The 17270-nt window shown below is 62.5% G+C and carries 15 protein-coding genes and 2 pseudogenes; 4 read left to right on the top strand and 13 right to left on the bottom strand.

The window, feature by feature from the left end; translation table 11 throughout:
- On the top strand, window positions 1-1368 hold a 1368-nt coding region (locus tag EOB59_RS21230), incomplete at its 5' end, for a HAMP domain-containing sensor histidine kinase (protein ID WP_245486691.1).
- Window positions 1369-1380: 12 nt separating this feature from the next.
- Here the strand turns inward: EOB59_RS21230 and EOB59_RS21225 are convergent.
- Window positions 1381-2379, bottom strand: a complete 999-nt coding sequence (locus EOB59_RS21225) for a nicotinate-nucleotide--dimethylbenzimidazole phosphoribosyltransferase (RefSeq protein WP_127397489.1) — start codon at window positions 2377-2379, stop codon at window positions 1381-1383.
- A gap of 197 nt (window positions 2380-2576) precedes the next feature.
- On the opposite strand from EOB59_RS21225, the gene EOB59_RS21220 reads away from it, so the two are divergent.
- The gene (locus EOB59_RS21220) at window positions 2577-2810 is read left to right on the top strand and encodes a DUF1289 domain-containing protein (protein ID WP_027036625.1); all 234 of its coding nucleotides are present in this window, start codon (window positions 2577-2579) and stop codon (window positions 2808-2810) included.
- 7 nt (window positions 2811-2817) lie between these two features.
- Window positions 2818-3522 carry a TIGR02281 family clan AA aspartic protease gene (locus tag EOB59_RS21215; protein ID WP_127270820.1) on the top strand — a complete coding sequence of 235 codons (705 nt, stop codon included), beginning with the start codon at window positions 2818-2820 and terminating at the stop codon, window positions 3520-3522.
- Between the two features lie 10 nt (window positions 3523-3532).
- Here the strand turns inward: EOB59_RS21215 and dusA are convergent, their stop codons facing one another.
- The 9 genes and pseudogenes from dusA to EOB59_RS21165 form a co-directional block, all read right to left on the bottom strand.
- Window positions 3533-4531 carry a tRNA dihydrouridine(20/20a) synthase DusA gene (gene dusA, locus EOB59_RS21210; RefSeq protein WP_128289156.1) on the bottom strand — a complete coding sequence of 333 codons (999 nt, stop codon included), beginning with the start codon at window positions 4529-4531 and terminating at the stop codon, window positions 3533-3535.
- Window positions 4532-5348: 817 nt separating this feature from the next.
- Window positions 5349-5550, bottom strand: a pseudogene (locus EOB59_RS36510) (DUF932 domain-containing protein); the annotation flags it as partial.
- 371 nt (window positions 5551-5921) lie between these two features.
- On the bottom strand, window positions 5922-6737 hold the full coding sequence (locus tag EOB59_RS21195; protein ID WP_164895707.1) for a transporter substrate-binding domain-containing protein: 816 nt from the start codon (window positions 6735-6737) through the stop codon (window positions 5922-5924).
- A gap of 38 nt (window positions 6738-6775) precedes the next feature.
- Window positions 6776-7435, bottom strand: coding sequence for an amino acid ABC transporter permease (locus EOB59_RS21190; protein ID WP_127327393.1), 660 nt, complete (start codon window positions 7433-7435; stop codon window positions 6776-6778).
- Window positions 7432-8076, bottom strand: coding sequence for an amino acid ABC transporter permease (locus EOB59_RS21185; protein ID WP_128289154.1), 645 nt, complete (start codon window positions 8074-8076; stop codon window positions 7432-7434). The genes EOB59_RS21190 and EOB59_RS21185 overlap by 4 nt, the downstream gene beginning before the upstream one ends.
- A complete protein-coding gene (locus EOB59_RS21180; protein ID WP_128289153.1) occupies window positions 8073-8834 on the bottom strand; it encodes an amino acid ABC transporter ATP-binding protein in 762 nt (253 codons plus the stop codon). The genes EOB59_RS21185 and EOB59_RS21180 overlap by 4 nt, the downstream gene beginning before the upstream one ends.
- Window positions 8835-8873: 39 nt before the next feature.
- Window positions 8874-10043, bottom strand: coding sequence for an FAD-binding oxidoreductase (locus tag EOB59_RS21175; RefSeq protein WP_127810432.1), 1170 nt, complete (start codon window positions 10041-10043; stop codon window positions 8874-8876).
- Window positions 10044-10104: 61 nt separating this feature from the next.
- A complete protein-coding gene (locus tag EOB59_RS21170; RefSeq protein ID WP_245481729.1) occupies window positions 10105-11385 on the bottom strand; it encodes an aspartate aminotransferase family protein in 1281 nt (426 codons plus the stop codon).
- A 104-nt stretch (window positions 11386-11489) separates the two neighbouring features.
- Window positions 11490-13097 carry an aldehyde dehydrogenase family protein gene (locus EOB59_RS21165; protein WP_206622063.1) on the bottom strand — a complete coding sequence of 536 codons (1608 nt, stop codon included), beginning with the start codon at window positions 13095-13097 and terminating at the stop codon, window positions 11490-11492.
- Window positions 13098-13326: 229 nt separating this feature from the next.
- Between EOB59_RS21165 and EOB59_RS21160 the strand changes: the two genes are divergently transcribed.
- Window positions 13327-14163, top strand: coding sequence for an IclR family transcriptional regulator (locus EOB59_RS21160; protein ID WP_256746366.1), 837 nt, complete (start codon window positions 13327-13329; stop codon window positions 14161-14163).
- Window positions 14164-14692: 529 nt separating this feature from the next.
- Here the strand turns inward: EOB59_RS21160 and EOB59_RS21155 are convergent.
- From EOB59_RS21155 to EOB59_RS35330, 3 genes and pseudogenes are all read right to left on the bottom strand, one after another.
- Window positions 14693-15583, bottom strand: a complete 891-nt coding sequence (locus tag EOB59_RS21155) for a hydroxymethylglutaryl-CoA lyase (RefSeq protein ID WP_127810434.1) — start codon at window positions 15581-15583, stop codon at window positions 14693-14695.
- On the bottom strand, window positions 15567-17081 hold the full coding sequence (locus EOB59_RS21150) for a sugar ABC transporter ATP-binding protein (RefSeq protein ID WP_127810435.1): 1515 nt from the start codon (window positions 17079-17081) through the stop codon (window positions 15567-15569). Before EOB59_RS21150 ends, EOB59_RS21155 begins: the two co-directional genes overlap by 17 nt.
- Window positions 17074-17270 (bottom strand): annotated as a pseudogene (locus tag EOB59_RS35330) (hypothetical protein); the annotation flags it as partial. The gene EOB59_RS21150 and the pseudogene EOB59_RS35330, both read right to left, overlap by 8 nt.

Below are 17270 nucleotides of genomic sequence, written 5' to 3'. Positions count from 1 at the left end.
CTCCATGCCCGCGCGATAACCAGCGGCGCCATCGCCATCCCGCTTCTTGTTCTGGCGATCGCGGCGGCCGGCCGGCTGGCCGGAATCGGCAACGAGATCGGGCTCTGGGCGCTGTTCACCCTGACCTGCTACACTATCGTTGCCTTCATGGCGCGGCGCATCGAGCGCACCGAAGCTTCGGAGCTCAACCCTTCGCAAGCAGGACGGGAATTCCTGATCGGCCATTTCCTGTGCGGTCTCGGCTGGGCATGGTTCGTGTGGCTTGGCTGCAGCGTCTGCGAGGTCGATCCGTTCCACATCGTCAAGGCCGTGGTGCTGTTGTTCGCCATGGCGGCGACCGCGGTGATGACCTCGTCTCTGCGCGGGGCGCTGTTGGCGACCTTTGCCGTTCCCGTGGCGCTCTACGCTTATGCCGGCGCCAAGCTATGGATGCCGGTCGAGGCGATCATGGCCGCGCTGCTGGTCGTTTCGCTGCCGTTCTTCGCCTATGTGGCCCGTCATCTCAACCACTCGTCCCTGATGATGTTGTCGTTCCGCTCCGAAAAGGATGCGCTGATCGCTGAGCTGGAGACGGCGAAATCGATGTCGGACGAGGCGCGGCGGCGGGCCGAGGACGCCAATCTGGCAAAATCGCGGTTCCTCGCTTCGATGAGCCACGAATTGCGCACGCCGCTCAACGCCATTCTCGGTTTTTCCGAGGTGATGTCGAACGAGGTGCTGGGACCGATGAGCAATCCCACCTATCGCGACTACGCCCATGACGTGCACGAATCCGGTCAGCATCTGCTCGATCTGATCAACGAGATCCTCGACCTGTCGCGCATCGAGGCCGGCCGGTACCAGCTCAACGAAGAACCGGTGATGCTGCTTGGTATCGTTGAGGACTGCTGTCACATGATGGAGTTGAGGGCGCGCAACAAGGATATCCGGGTCGTCCAGGATTTCGAGCACGAACTGCCGCGCCTTTTCGCTGATGAGCGTGCGGTGCGACAGATCACGCTCAACCTTCTGTCGAATGCGATAAAATTCACCGCTACCGGCGGTGAAATCCGTGTCCGCGTTGGTTGGACGGCGGGCGGCGGACAATACATTTCAATCAAGGACAACGGACCGGGCATACCGGAAGAAGAGATCCCGATCGTGCTTTCCGCCTTCGGCCAGGGCTCCATTGCCATCAAGAGCGCCGAGCAAGGCACCGGGCTTGGCCTGCCGATCGTGCAAGGGCTGCTCGCCATGCATGGCGGCGAGTTCGAACTTCATTCCAAGCTGCGCGAAGGGACCGAGGCGATCGCGATCTTCCCGCTCAGCCGGGTGATGGAGGAACTGCCGGCACTGCCGACTGCGGCGGTGGCGGCTCGACGACGGTAATCCGGCAAGACTCTAGCCACGTACCGCAGCTGCCATGCCCGAACTGGTCAGCGCGGCGGCCTTGACCAGCCCCGCAGCAAGGGCGGCCCCTGCCCCTTCGCCATGGCTGATACCCAAATCAAGCAACGGGCGCAGCCCTAGCCGTTGGGCGGCGCGTGCATGCGCGGGTTCCGGCGACAGGCTGGCCAGAAGGCAATGCTCGAGCGCTGTGGGATTGACGCCATGCAGTACCGCTGCGGCTGCCGTCGCCGCCAATCCGTCGAGCAGCACCGGGATCTTCTGCATCCGCGCGGCAAGGATGGCGCCGGCGATCGCCGCGAATTCACGGCCACCGACCCGGCGCAGCGCCTCGAGCGGGTCGCCGAGATGGCCGCCATGAAAAGCCAGCGCCGCATCGACCACGTCGGCTTTGCGTGCCTGCATCGCCGCATCGGCGCCCGACCCCGGGCCGACCCAATCGGCGCCCCTGCCCCCGAACAGTGCCGCAAACAGGGCGGCGGCGACGGTCGAGTTGCCGACGCCGAGATCGCCGAGACACAAAAGGTCAGTGCCGCCGGCGATCGCTTCCATGCCGAAGGCCATGGTGGCGGCACAGCCACGCTCGTCCAGCGCGGCCTCTTCGGTGATGTCGGCGGTCGGGATGTGCAGGGCAAGATCGAAAACCTTCAGCCCGAGATCGTAGGCAATGCAGATCTGGTTGATCGCGGCACCTCCCGCGGCGCAAAGTTCGACCGCGTTGGCGGTCGCCGCGACCGGCCGTGGCGAAATGCCATGGCGCGTGACGCCGTGATTGCCGGCAAAGACCGCCATCAGCGGTCTTGTCACCGCGGGCGGAGCCCGTCCGCTCCAGCCGGCCAACCAGGCGGCGATGTCCTCGATGCGGCCAAGCGAATTGCCTGGTTTATCGGCCTTGGCAAACAGCGTGCGCACGCGGGTCTCGGCTGCCGTGTCGGCCGCCGGCAGGTTGGCCAACAGGTTGCGAAAATCGTCGAAAGGCAGTGCGCTGGTCATCTTGTTATCGATCATTCCCTGGAGTTGGTGAGCGGCATAGCCGCCTTGCGGGGTTGGCACAACCTCCGGGATGATGGGCCTGCATTTGCCGCAAAGCCGGCCCCGAAGGGCGCAATCGCGAGGGCTTGCATTGGCTTTGCCATTGCACCATGTGGAGGTGGAACAAGGGATTCCGGATGGAAGCCCAAGAGAAAGTCATGACGGCCATCGAATCCCCGTGCATCCTGGTCTGTTCGATCGACATGAAAACCGGCTTCTGTTTCGGTTGCGGTCGCACGCGCGAGGAAATCGGCGCCTGGATCGGGATGACGACGGAAACGCGCCGCAGCGTCATGGCGCAATTGCCGGCCCGGCTGGAGACGGTCGAACGCCGGCCGCGCCGGGAAACTCGCCGCACCCGTATGGCGCGCGAACGCGACGCGCTATCGTGAGGTGCGGATGAGCCGGTTGTTCTGGATTTTGATGGCCGCGATCGGGGTGGGAGCAGTCCTGCTCATGCTCAATGATTCCGCCGGCAGCACGCTCGGCGTCGAGAACAACGATTTCAGCCGGCTGATCTGGCTCGGTGCCTTTGGCGCCCTTATCGGCGCCGGCCTGCTTCGCTCGGGCCGACCCCTGGGCGCCATGGCCCGCAATCTCGGCGCCTGGGCGGCGATCGCACTCGCGCTGATCGCCGGCTACCAGTATCGCTATGAGTTGCAGGATGTCGCCAGCCGGGTGACCGCGGGCCTTGTTCCCGGCAGCCCGCTTGCGCTTGGCGTCGAGGACGGCCACGCCACGGTGACGCTCGACAAGGCGGACAACGGCCATTTCGAAGCGCGCATCCTGATCAATGGGAACCCGGTCCGGGCCGTGGTGGATACCGGCGCAACCAGCACCGTGCTGACGTCGCAGGATGCGCAGGCCGCCGGATTCAATCCAGCGGCGCTCAACTACACCATACCGGTTTCGACCGCCAACGGCATGGCACGCGCCGCGGCCGTGAAAACCGATCAGATTGCGATCGGCGGCATCATGCGCAGGGATATGTCGGTGATGATCGCCGCACCCGGCATGCTCAGCCAGAGCCTGCTCGGCATGAACTTCATCGGTTCATTGTCGGGTTTTGACGTGCGCGGCGACCGCATGATCCTCAGGGATTGATCCCCGAAGCTCAAGCCGCTTCGGCTGCTGCGCCACCGAACTCGACGGCCGCGTAAGCCGTCTTCAGCACGTCCGGGCCGGCCCCGGGTTTTGTCGCGTCCGTGGACAGGATCTGCCGGTAGCGGCGCGCACCGGGCAGGCCATGGAACAGTCCGACCATATGGCGGGTGACATGGCCAAGCCGCCCACCCTGCTCGATATGGCGTGCCGCATAGTCCGCCATCGCATCGATCAGCGCGGCGAAATCGAACGGCTCGGACTGGACGCCGTAGAAAGCGGCATCGACGCCGGCCAGAATGCCGGGCGTGTGGTAGGCGGCGCGGCCAAGCATCGCGCCATCGACATGACCGAGATGCTTCTGCGCCTCTTCAATCGACTGAATTCCACCATTTAGACCTATGAATTTGTTATTCTTTTTTGCCTTCAGTCGATAGACTCTGCTGTAATCGAGCGGCGGGATGTCTCGGTTTTCCTTGGGACTCAGCCCTTCCAGCCACGCCTTGCGTGCATGCACCCACAACGCGTCGGCGCCGGCATCGAAAACCCCATCCGCCAGCGCATCCAGGGCCGGCTCCGGATCCTGCTCGTCGACGCCGATACGGCATTTAACGGTCACGGGGATCTTCACCGCCGCTTTCATCGCCGCGATGCAGCCGGCGACGAGGTCCGGCACTTTCATCAGGCAGGCACCGAACGTGCCCGACTGGACGCGGTCTGACGGACAGCCGACATTGAGGTTGATCTCGTCATAGCCAAAGGCCTCGCCAATGCGGGCAGCCTCGGCGAGCTTTTCACGATCCGAGCCGCCGAGCTGCAGCGCGACCGGATGTTCCACCGCATCGAAGCCGATCAGCCGCTCGCGCGCGCCATGGATGACCGCGTCGGCCGCCACCATCTCGGTGTAAAGCAGCGCATGGCTTGTCAGCTGGCGGTGGAAGAACCGGCAATGCCGGTCCGTCCAGTCCATCATCGGGGCCACGGCCACTTTATGATCTTGATTTTTCAGCATTTTTTCTTTAACATCAAATCGTTCGAACCTGCCGAGTGCACACGATTTTACGCCAGAATACGACCCTTTTTCGCCACGCTCTCAGTGCACACGGAGCGCACACGAAAAAAAGGCCACCTACACAAAGCTCTCGTCCGGGTCCTGGCGTGTCCAGGTCCGTCGCAAAGGTCGCTACGTCAGCGAGACTTTTCTGCGCCGAGACGACGCCAGGCGCTGGGCAACCGAAACCTAGCGCCAAGTCGATCGCGGTGAGACACCGGCAAAGTCTCGAACAGCGCGCCTGAAAACCTTCGGCGAACTCATCGACCTTCATATCGACGACATGTGCGATGTAGGCAAGTCCCCTCGCCGCTCCAAGGCCGCGGCCCTCGCTTTGCTCCAAAGACATCTCGGCAAGTGCAACATCGCGGCTCTCGATCGCGAGCGGCTCATTCGTTTCGGCCGTGACCGGGCTGCCCAAGGTGCTGGACCGATGACGCTAGGCATCGATATCGGTTTTGTAAAACTCATTCTGGCTCATGCCGCTGCGGTGCACGGCCTGCCCGTCAAGGTCGAACCGGTTGATCTCGCGCGGATGGCCTGAAGAGGCTTGGCCTCGTTGGCAAAGGCAACCAGCGGGATAGGCGGCCGACAAATTGCAGAGCGCTGAAGGCGAGCATGCACGAGATCTATGGGCCGCGAAGGCTCGGCAGGCGTTCGATGCTGAACGGCGTGAAGAGTGGATGGGACGGCGAACTTAGCCACGGTTGGCGCGAGCAACGGCCAGCACGAAGCCCGAACAGCAGACTTCCGCCGGTGCGCCAGCGCCGCAGTCAAGCTTGCGCAATAAGTTTTCGCGCTCTTCGTCACTACCGGCGACAATCTTCTCTCGGAAGGCCGCAAGACTTGCGTTGGCGAAGCTCGTCAAAGCAGGCGCTGCCCTAGGAGCAAACTTCAAATGCCAGATCGTGTTCTCCTCGAAACCTCCCGCGCCCCACAGATGCGATCATGCACACTGCGCGTTGATAGAAGCTCTATAGCCAAGGTGCGAGCCAGCGGCACTGCTCTGCACAGCAGGAACGGGCGTAAAAGCGAGGGAAGCTCCTCGCCTTGGATGAGGTCGGCGAGCTGACAGTCGCCAGTGTCTCGCGCTGAAGCCAATCGACCAGCACTGCCACGTCCCATTCGTCAGGCTGGATCCTGCGGCTCAATCGACATCTGGTCGCCCGGCGAGGCCATGATCCTGCCGGCGTCCGAATTGATGTAGGCATCGGGGGCGACGTAGTCGACGGCAGGCATTTAGCACACGCTCGGATCGCAGCCGCGCAGCAAACGTCCAGGCCGCCCGCCTCGCTCGGTTTTCTTCCTAAAAACGGGAGGCACAGGCGGAGCGGCCATTCATACCAGCGGCTTACTCGATGACGCGGGCGTCACCGACATCTGCGGCTGACGGATCCAGCCCGTAAGCCTTGAGCGCTTCCGCGATCGCGCCATCCTTGCGGTAAGCTTCTAGGGACGTGTCAACGGCCTTCGCAAGATCCTCGTTGCTCTTGTCCAGCAGGAAGGCGGTCTGCGACGGGTTCATGGTCGCATCGATGCGCGGATCTTGTTTCAGCGCATTTACCTTATAATTCTGTCCTTCGTTCTGAATGACAGCGGAGCCGAAGCCGTCGAGCGCCGCCTCAATACGACCGGCATGAAGGTCCTGCGCGAGGTTCAGCGACGACGGATAGGTCTTGGAGCCTTCGTAAAGCTTCTCCATGTCCTGGACCCATAAATATCCTTCAACGGTGCCGACCTTCTTGCCCAGCAGACCATCGACAGTATCAATGCCGTTGGTCGAGGTGACGGACAGTTGGTCGAGATAGACCGGCGTAGACAGAGCGACGACCTTGGCGCGGGCGGCGGTACGATAGAAGCCGCCAAGCGCGATGTCCGCGCGCCGCGACTGAACTGCGGAAACCGCGCCTGGATATGTGAAGATCTCATAAGCGATCTCCAGGCAGTTCTCCTTGGCAAAACGCTTCACGAGATCGCCGTCGATACCCGCGATGCCGCTGTCTTTTTCGAGCGAATACGGAGCGGTGTTGGTAAGCGCGACTGTGAGTTTGCCCGCTGACACGGTTTCGAAAACGTGCTGCGGCTTGCAATCCTGTGCGGACGCGACGCTGGCACCCAAGGCCGTAGCAATGGCCGCGGCCGAGATAATCTTACTCCAATTTTTCACTGTGCTCTCCTCTGACATTGATGGTTTTTGATTGCAGGTCAGCCGAGATGGCTGCCCAGCCTACGTTCGGTGTACGAGACCAGCCACCCGAACGGGACGGTGATGGCGAGATAGAACAGGCCCGCCAAGATCAGGACATCGAGGTAGAGGTAGGTGGCCGCACCCACGCGATAGGCGCGCGCCAGAAGTTCGGGGATGGCGATCGTGTATGTAAGGGCCGTCGCCTGGAAGATGAGAATGGCAAAGCCCATCAGTGCGGGTATTGCGAACAGGATTCCTTGGGGGATCACTACGAAGCGCAGGATGTCCCGGCGGGTCATGCCGAGCGCCCAGCCCGCCTCGATCTCACAATGCGGAACCGCGTTCAGACCGGCGCGAAGGATCTCGCTGGTGTAGGCGCCTGTCGTTAGCGCCAACGCAATCACGCCAGAGGTGAAGGCACTTACGGTCATCCCGGAAGCAGGCAATCCATAGTAGACCATCTGCAGGACGACGAGTGCAGGCGCACCACGCCCGATCTCGACCAATACCACCGCGAAATAGCGGACGAGCCTGTTTCCAGAGGAAGAGGCAAGCGCAAGAACGAGGCCGGTAGGCAATCCGAACAGCAGCGCCAGGCCCGCCAACTGAAGACTGACAATAGCTCCTTGGAAAAGCTGGGGCGACCAGTCCAGCCAGTTAGCCAGCATCTCGCTCATTTCGCTTGCCCCCTTGAGCGCAGCCGCCCGTCCACGGCGCGTGCCAACACGACAACGGGTATGGACAGCACGATGTAGAGAAGCGCCGCGAAAATGAACGGCGCGAAGCCGCCGCCGCCGCCTTGAGCCTGCTGCGATGCGTACATCATCACGTCGCGGACACCGATCGTGGAGGCCACGGTCGTGTCTTTGAGCAGGCTAACAAGGAAGGTCGCCATGGGTGGAACCGAGACGCGCAGGACCTGCGGCGCCAGGATATAGCGCAGCGTATCCAGGCGCGACATACCGAGCGCCGTGGACGCCTCCCGCTGGCCCTTCGAGAGGGCCAGGAAGCCACCCCTATAGATTTCGGCGAGATAGGCCGTTGATACCAACCCCATGCCCAGGATGGCAGCCTGATATGAACTGAGAACGATCACTCCGCTGCCCAATCCGAAGAAAATAATAAACAGCCAGACGATCGGCGGGATTCCTCGGACAACGTCGATGTATAGGCGCGCCGGCGCGCTTAGCAGAAGCAACCGGGAACGTCGCATCAGCACCAGCGGCATGGCTGCGATGGCCCCGACTCCGAAAGCGCCGAAGGTCACCAGCAGCGTGGCCGGAACGCCTCTGAGCAGTGAAACCAGCAGGTCGATCATCTGCGATCGACCACGGCACGGAAGAACTGCCGCGTGCGGGGCGACGACGGATTGCGGATCACGGCATCAGGCGGACCCTGCTCGATGATCTCTCCATTAGCCATGACGATTACGCGGTCGGCGACGTCTGCGGCAAAGGCGATCTCGTGCGTGACGATGATCATTGTCATGCCTTCCTGGGCGAGCTCGCGCATCACGGCCAACACCTCAAGCCCGAGTTCGGGGTCCAGGGCGCTCGTGGGTTCGTCGAAGAGCATCACCTTGGGGTCAAGAGCCAGGGCGCGTGCGATCGCGATACGCTGCTGCTGGCCACCCGACAGGCGCGCCGGATAGGCTTGCGCCTTGTCCGTAAGGTGTACGCGTTCGAGCAATTGGGCGGTGCGCGCGTCCGCCTGCTCCTTGGTGCGCCCCAGAACCCGCATCTGCGGCAGCGAAATGTTGCGCTGCACGGTCATGTGCGGAAACAGGTTGAAGGACTGGAAAACCATCCCGGTGGAACGTCGGAGACTCAGCAGCTCTCCGGCGGACAGATTGCGGTCGACCGAAAACCGGATGGCACCCACTTCAAGGGTGCCGGATGACGGCTGTTCGAGCATGTTGATCGCACGCAGCAGCGTGCTCTTTCCCGCGCCGCTGGGTCCGACGATCGCCACGACCTCGCCGCGCGTGATGTCGAGCGAGACGTTCTTCACGGCGTGATGGCCGCCATAGATCACGTTGATGTTCTTGATGCGTACGATATTTTCTGCCTCGGGCATGGCTTCTTTGTCCTTGCGCTAACGCCGGTGTCCCACTGGTCAAGCCGCCGCAGTATGTGTGCCCGGAACGTTTCTTTCCGGAGTTGGAGCGAGACTTTCGGTGCCTGGGATCGATGCGGGTGAGCCCTTGAGCACCCAGTCTGCGACGATCAGCCCAATCACCGGCGCAAGCTGAATCCCGTAGCCGCCCGCACCGGCCGCGGTGATCAGACCGGGCTCCGACTGATCGACTGGTCCGACATAGGGACGGTGGTCGGCGGTGACAGGGTAGAGGCCTGCCCAACCCCGGCCGAGCCGGGCGCCCGGCAGATCAGGCAGGCGTTCGATCAGCATCTCGGCCAGCATGACCTTGGACCCTTCCTCGCACTGCTCGTTGTAGTTGTCCGGATCTTCGGGCGACGGCGAACTTACCTTGTGTATCTCGGCGATGAGCTCGCTCGCTTTCTCGTGCCGAAAGTTGAGTCCGGTGCCCTGCCCGTTCACCAGATCCATGACCATCGGCATTGTGTACGGGAGCGGCGCGTCCAAGTGGATTGTCAGCGCCTCGTGGCGCTCGGGGTGGATGTGTAGCGTCTGTCCGAGCATCTCGGCAACGCGTGGCGCCCAGGCGCCTGCCGCATTCACGACGAAGTCGCAGCCGATCGGCCCTTTGCTGGTGTCCAACCGATAGCCACCGGATGTCCGCGCGGCACCAAGCAGCTTGCGGAACTGGAAAACCTCGGAGCCGAGCTTCTTCACCTGTTGCGCCAGCAGCGTGCACATTTCGTGGGGATCGAGGAAGCCGTCGTCCGGCCCGAAGATGCCGCCTTCGAGCCCATCTGAACTCAAGTGCGGCACGAGTTGCTGAAGCTCGTTCGCCTGGTAGACCCTGGATCTGAAGCCGGCATCGCGCTGGATCTCCACCGAGCGCGCGAACAGTTCCATCTGCTCGGAGGTGCGCGCCAGACGCAGGTAGCCGATAGGGCTGAAGCCGAGACCGAGGCGCTCTTGCCACCGGCGGACGCGCTGCACCGATTGCATGCGCAGCTGTATCTCGAACGGATCCGTGAGCTGTGTCCCAACGACCCCGACCGAGCGGCCGCTGGATCCTGACGCAATGGATCGTGCGTCGATGACGGTGACGCGAGCGCCCTGTTCCGCGAGCGCGTGCGCAGAACACATACCGAGGGTACCCGCACCGATGACGACGACGTGAGGAGAAGCTGTCATGTGACTTCCATCTGTTGCTGCTCGTCCCGTGCCGGATGGATCCGGCGCTGGACGCGCTACGTCATTGCTTCGGAGCGATTGCTGCGAGGGCGCCGTCGATTGCGGAAAGGATCTCGCGTGCGTCTTCCTCGGTCATGGAGGTGGAAAGCGCGAAGAGTCCGTAACTCGCCGAAAGCACGCCGCGGTCGAGCAGACCCTTGTGGAACAGGTCGAGCTTCATGCGTTCGGACGCACCCGGATAGACTGACCGGTAGTCCGTGATCGGCAACGCCGTGAAATGAACTTTGAAGAGCGAGCCGAGACCGACGCACTGCCCGTTGAGACCATGGCGAGCAAGCGAGGCCGTGATGCCCTCGCGAAGCAGGCTGCCGATAGCGTCCAGATGCGCGAAGCTAGCCGGGGTCAACGCGCGCATCGCCGCCAGACCGGCTCGCATCGTCACCGGGTTCGCGGTGAAGGTGCCGCCATGCGGCAATGCAGGCTTGCCTCGTGTTGGATCGAACACCGCCATCACGTCGGCGCGGCCGCCGACGGCGCCGACCGGGAATCCTCCGCCGATGATCTTGCCGAGAGCCGTCAGATCGGGCGTGATGCTCCACAGGCCCTGCGCCCCCGAATAGCCAAGGCGGAGCGAGATCACCTCGTCGAGGATCACCAGCGAGCCGGCGGCATGAGCGATCTCGACCATCGCGTCGAGATAATCCTTTCGCGCGGGAATAAGTCCGGCGCGGTTCGGCATCGGGTCGATCAGAACACCCGCTATCGTGTCGCCATGCGCGTCGAAGACGGCACGCAGCGCCTCCGTATCGTTGAACGGCACCGCGATGACATCATCGAGAACTCCCTTCGGCGTGCCTTTCGCGTATGCAGTTGAGGCAGGCATGTCGCCCCAGTTGGCGGGCGAACTGTCCAGGCTGACTTCCGCGAAGTCGTAGGAGCCATGGTAGGCACCTTCGATCTTGACGATCTTCGACCGCTCGGTGAACGCCCGAGCCGCCTTGATCGCCATCATGACGCCTTCCGTGCCGGAGTTGGCGAAGCGAACCTGCTCGACTGACGGAAGGCGCTCCACCAACAGTTCAGCAAGATCAAGTTCGCTCTCGGTGGGCGCTCCGAAAGCCGATCCGCGGGGCATCTGGTCCACCACCGCGGCCGTGACGGCGGGATGGCCGTAGCCATGGATCATGGCCGTGAAATTGTTGATGCAGTCGTAGTAGACGTTTCCATCGACGTCCCAGACGCGGCAGCCCTCGCCGCGCTGGGCATAGATCGGAAACGGGTCGATGAAGACCGTTGTCCGGGTGTTTCCTCCCGGCATGACCTTGCGGGCCCGTTCGAACATCTCGCGGGACTTCGGCATTGAATCTGGATAGTGGCGCATAATCTTGTAAACCGATGAAGGAGACAGCCTTGGATGGCCGCGACGAAGGGCGCGACCTCTTTCGATCACTTGGTCATGATCGTGTGGCTCTGCTCGCGCAGGTACTGTGGCAGGAACCAGGAGCCGAGACCGCCCTTGCCGCTGACCCCGGTGCCCTTCCAGCCGCAGAATGGCTGCGCGCCTGGCCATGCACCCGTCGTTGCGCCGCTCGCACGGTTGGCATAGAGAACCCCCGCTTCGGCGGTGTCGAGGAAGTGACGCAACTCTTTTTGGTCGTTGGTAAAGATGCCGGCCGACAACCCGTAGGCGATGTCGTTGCCCTCTTCGATCGCGGCATCGAGACTATCAAAACCGCGGACGACCACGAAAGGCATGAAGAGTTCGTCGCGGGTCAGCCGGCCCGGACCATCAAGTTCGACGACCGTCGGCAGGACGTAGTTGTTCGCAAATCCCTGGCCCAGGGCGGCGCCCCCAAAATGCACCTTGCCTTTGCCCTCGACTTCCGACAGCGCTGCCTGGAAACGGCCGACTGTGGCGTCGCCATAGACAGGGCCCATAAAGGTCTCGGCCTTACGAGGATCTCCGACCACCAGCTTTCCAGCGAACGCTACCAGTTTCTCGATGAATTCCGCCTTGACCTTCTCGTCGACATACACGACCGAGCATGCGGAGCACTTCTGGCCTTGCAGGCCAAAAGCGGAGCGCGCCACCCCCTGCGCCGCGCGGTCGAGGTCGGCCTTGCTCGTCACGTAGGCGGGGTTCTTGCCACCCATTTCGGCGATGACGGGCTTCATGTGGGGCAGCGTTGCCATATGACGGAAGATGCTCATGCCGGTCTTATGGGAGCCGGTGAATGCAACGCCGTCGATGCCGTTGTCGGTGGCAAGAAGGCGCCCCACCTCTCCATCGCCAAGCACGATGTTGAAAACACCTTCGGGCAAGCCCGCTTTGCGAAGCGTTTCGGCAATCAGCAGTCCGGTCAGCGCGCAACCCGGCGACGGCTTGTAGACCACCGCATTGCCTGTCAACAGCGCACCCGTGACCATGCCGATCGACAAGGCGAGCGGAAAGTTGAAAGGAGCGATGACCGCGAAGACGCCATAGGGCTTCATGACGCTCGTAGCAGTCTCGTTTTCGACCAACACGTTCATGGGCCGGACGAACCCGTTGTTCGCCTTCATCTCCGATGCGTAGTACTCGACCATGTCGAGGCATTCCTCGGCTTCGCCGACTGCCTCGATGCGGGACTTTCCGATCTCGTAGAGCGCCGCCAAACCGAGGTCATATTTCCGCTCCGCCAGTGCCTCTCGCCAGCGGGCGCCGAATGCAAGGCGATCGTCCAGCGTCGAACGGTTCCAGGTCTTCGCGCCGGCCCGGGCTGCCTGGATCGCGGACTTGACGTCTGACGGGGTTGAAACCGGGAACTTGCCGAGAGAGATCTTCTTGTCGATAGGGCTCAGGATCTCTTTCCGAGCGCCAGTCGCAAACGGCGTCGACCACTCGCGACCCAGTGTGTTCTTCTCGAAATCCGGGATCATTGCATCGAGGTGAGCGTGAACAGGGGAAAAATCCACCCCGATGTTCGAGTAGGTCACACGCGGGAGTTCAGCCATTTCAAGTTCCTCCGAAAATCGGTATTTATCCCGATAATCAGGATTTGGCTTGCGAGTCAATCGAGGGGACCATAAAATGGAAATAATACCGAATTTCGGTATTATTCGTGAGGAGATTTCGGGTTCGGGTTACCTGGCGGAGCCCGACAGTCGAGGCCGTGCGGCCTTCGGCTATTCTACGGAGCCCCTCGGACTCGACGCGCGGCGGGATAACGAGAGACCGACCTTGCCCCTCATGTCTGTTTTGAACGATAACCTTCTTGCAGTCGCAATTGTCAGATCGGCGTAGGTGCCCTTGAATACGAAATCGAAGAAGCCGAGCGCCAAGGACAGTCCCCTCGAGCGCTACATCTCGATCATGGAAACGGTCGCGCCGTTCGAGCATGGCTTGACGGCGATCGAGCTCGAAACGACGCTTGGACTGCCCAAAACCACGATCAACAGGCTGCTGCATGCCTTGATCGAAAGCGGGATGATCACCGCCGAGAGCGTTCGCAATCGGACATACCGCCTCGGCGATCGCTTGCTGCAGCTGCTACAGATGTCTCCGGATAGCGGCTGGCTGACGACGCTCGCGCAGCGACCGCTTCAGGATTTGGCCGACCGCACCGGCCAGTCGGCGTTCCTGTCGAAGTTCGACGGTACCGAGGTGCGCTCGGTCACCTGCGTCGCGCCCGACACTCCGGTCCGGACCTATGTCATGCCGGGTATGGCCATGCCTGTAAATGCGACCGCTTCGGCCAAGGCGATCCTTGCGTTTCATCCGCAGGAGACCGTGAACAGGATCCTGGCGACCGAGCTGCGCAGCTATACCGATCGGACTAAAACGAAGATCGCGGAGTTGACCAGGGAATTGGCGGAGGTTCGGCAGCAGGGCTATGCCATGGACCTGGCCGAGCATGTTCCGGGCTTAGGCTCGATCGCATTTCCGATAAGGCCGACGAGCGGTGAGGTGATGTACGCGGTGGGACTTACGGGACCCTACGGTCAGATCATAGAGCAAAACTTCAAGCAGCATTGCTCGGCGCTCGCGGAAGCCGCCCAGCGCATGGCGAAGCTGGCGCAGATGCACGCCTACAACGGATCGGCTATGGCCGCAAAGAGTGCTGCAGCGGATCAGCGATAGGTCGGTGCTTGAGAGGCCGGTCACTCGCGCGAAGAGATGTTGCGTGTTGAACCGAGAATGTAGTTCGCGAATGGTCTCGACGGAGGTGCGAGTGCTTATGGGACAAATTGTCACTTAGATTCGGTATTGGGGAAAATTTGAGGAGGCATCGACTTCCTGACGGGGCTGAGGCGCGACGCAAAGTTCGAAAAGCTTCCAGGAAGCCCAGTCCGTCCCTGATTGTAGAACTGTACAAGGACCTCTTCGGGCCGAAAGCGATCAATCAGCCAATGCGGATCGACATGCAGAACCTGATGGGAACGATCGCCGACACTCTCCATTCGGTGTGAAGGCGATCGGGGCATTGGTACTGACGTTCACAACAAGGGCGGCACGCGCGCCAAAAATTCGATGCCTCGTCAAATTTTTCTAAGCCGAGCGGGCAGCCAAGGCAGCAATATATAGCTCGTGTCGCATTTTCCGAGACGCCAGCCCCGAAGATCGGGACGGCACTGATTTCAGGCAAACTTGCTGCGGGGTTGTCGTGGTTTTATGGCTCGGCGAAAAACTTACCCTCGGCAAGCATGGTTTCGATGCCGGCCAGCAATTCGCGATTTATGCCGGTGGAAATCCCTTTCGACGCAAGGTGCGCCACCAGCGCGCCGCTGCGAAGATTGCCGGCCGCACCGGGCGCGTAGGGACAGCCGCCTAGCCCGCCGGCAGCGGCATCGAACACCCTGAGCCCGAGGTCCCAGGCGGTATCGACGTTGGCGAGCGCCAGGCCGCCGGTGTCGTGGAAATGCCCGGCCAGCCGCGCAGCCTCTGCTTCTTCGAGGGTTGCCAGCACCATGGCATGCACGCGCTCGGGTGTCGCCCTGCCGATCGTGTCGGCAACGGCGATTTCGGCGCAGCCGAGATCGCGCAGGCGCGCGACAACTCTCGCGGCCGCGCCGGGTTCGATCGGGCCTTCATAGGGACAATCGACGGCACAGGAGACATAGCCCCGCACCGGCAAGGAATGCTCGGCGGCCAGCGCGATCACTGGCACAAAACGAGCCAGCCCTTCCTCGATGGTGCAATTGGTGTTTCGTTTCGAAAACGTCTCGGAGGCGCTGGTGAAGACCGCGAGTTCCTGCGCGCCGGCCGAGATCGCGGCCCGCGCACCTTGCTCGTTGGGCACCAGCGCGGACAGCATAAGCCCCGGACGCCGCACAGCGCGCCGCATGACCTCATCATGATCGGCCATCTGCGGCACCCATTTCGGCGAGACGAAAGCCGTCGCCTCGATGCGGGCGAAGCCGCAATCGGCCAGCATGCCGATCAGGCGCAGCTTCTGCCCGGTCGAGACCAGCCGCTTTTCGTTCTGCAGGCCGTCGCGCGGACCGACTTCGACGATCGTGGCCTGCCGATCCCCACCGGGCGATTCAATGGACGGCGGCATACATGATCTTTTCTTCGGAGGCCTCGTCGATGGTCATCTCCTCGACGATACGGCCCTGGCGCGCCACCAGGATGCGGTCCGACAGATTGAGGATTTCAGGCAGATAGGACGAAATAACGACGACGGCCGCGCCCGCATCGGCAAGCCGCTCGATAATCTGATGGATCTCGGCGATGGCGCCGACATCGACGCCGCGCGTCGGCTCGTCGAAGATGATCAGCGACGGCGCCTGGATTAGCGATTTGGCGATGACCACTTTCTGCTGATTGCCGCCGGAAAGCTCGACCACCCGAGCATTGGCGCCGATCGTGCGGACCTTCATCGTCTCGATCCATTCGGCCGATTGCCGGCGCGCTTCGCCAAGGCCGATTACCGAGACCGGGTTGGAGCCTTTGGCCAGCTTGCCGAGGAATACGTTCTGGGCGATGTCCATCGTGTCGAATAGGCCGTCGAGCTTGCGGTCCTCGGTGATATAGGCGACGCCGCGCCGCACGGCCTGCCGTGGCACGCGGAAGTGCACCACCTCGCCGCGCAGCGTGATGCGGCCACCATGGAAGAAGTCACGCTTCAAAACGCCCGCCGCGATCTTCATCATTTCGGTGCGGCCGGCACCGACCAGGCCGAACAGCCCGGTCACCTGGCCGGCAAAGACCGACAGCGTGGCGCTGCGCACCGCCTTACCCATCGAGACGTTCTCGAGCGCCAGCACCTTTTCGCCCGGGCGGCGCGCGACGCGTTTGGCGGCATCGTCGCCATAGAGCGCATCGGTCAGTTGCCGGCCAACCATCGCCTGGACGATTTTCTCGCGGGTGAGATCGCGCGCATCGTCGGTGACGATCAGCGCGCCGTCGCGCAGCACGCTGATGCGGTCGGCGATCGACAGCGCCTCTTCCAGCGCGTGTGAAATGAAGATGATGGAAGCGCCCTCGCCTTTCAGCCGCTCGACCAGGGCGAAGAAGTGCTGCTTTTCCTCCGGCGTCAGCGTCGCCGTCGGCTCGTCGAAGATGAAGATGCGGGCCTTGTGGTGAACCGCGCGGGCGATCTCGACCATCTGCTTCTTGGCGGCGCCGAGCGTCGACACCAGCGCGGTCGGCTCGACATGGAAGTTCAGCCGCTGCAGATGCTGCTGCGCCTTGATGTTGATGCCGCGCAACCGGTTGAAGAAGCTCTCCTCGCCGAGGAAGATGTTCTGGGCGACATTCATCGACGGGATGAGATTGGTTTCCTGGAACACCATGGCGATGCCGTGCTTCATGGCATCGGCGGGCGAGGAAAAGCCAACCGGTTTGCCGTCAATCAGCATCTCGCCCGACGTCAGCGGGTAGAGGCCGGCCAGCACCTTGGTCAACGTCGACTTCCCCGCACCGTTCTCGCCGAGCAGCGCATGGACCTCGCCTTGCCGCAGCGTGAAATCGACGTCGCGCACCGCCGCGTTGCCGGCGAACGCCTTGGTGGCCTTGCGGAACCGGACGATCTCGGCCGCGTGGGGATCAGCCATGCCGGGCTCCACCGGATGTCGCGCCGGGCAGGCGCAGCAGCGTGCCGGAGCCGCGCGAGGCGGCGTAGACGCTGCCGCCATGCTCACAGACGGAGGTGACGCCATGCATGCTGCCGTCGGCGCGGCTGTGCCAGCTTTCGCTGGGCCGGCCGCTGTCGTCGCAGCGCGCGACGAGGCCGTAGGAGCGCG

Source organism: Mesorhizobium sp. M7A.F.Ca.MR.176.00.0.0 (assembly GCF_004023165.1).
In the GTDB taxonomy this organism is placed as follows: Bacteria; Pseudomonadota; Alphaproteobacteria; order Rhizobiales; family Rhizobiaceae; genus Mesorhizobium.
This window is presented reverse-complemented; position numbering and strand designations above follow the sequence as displayed.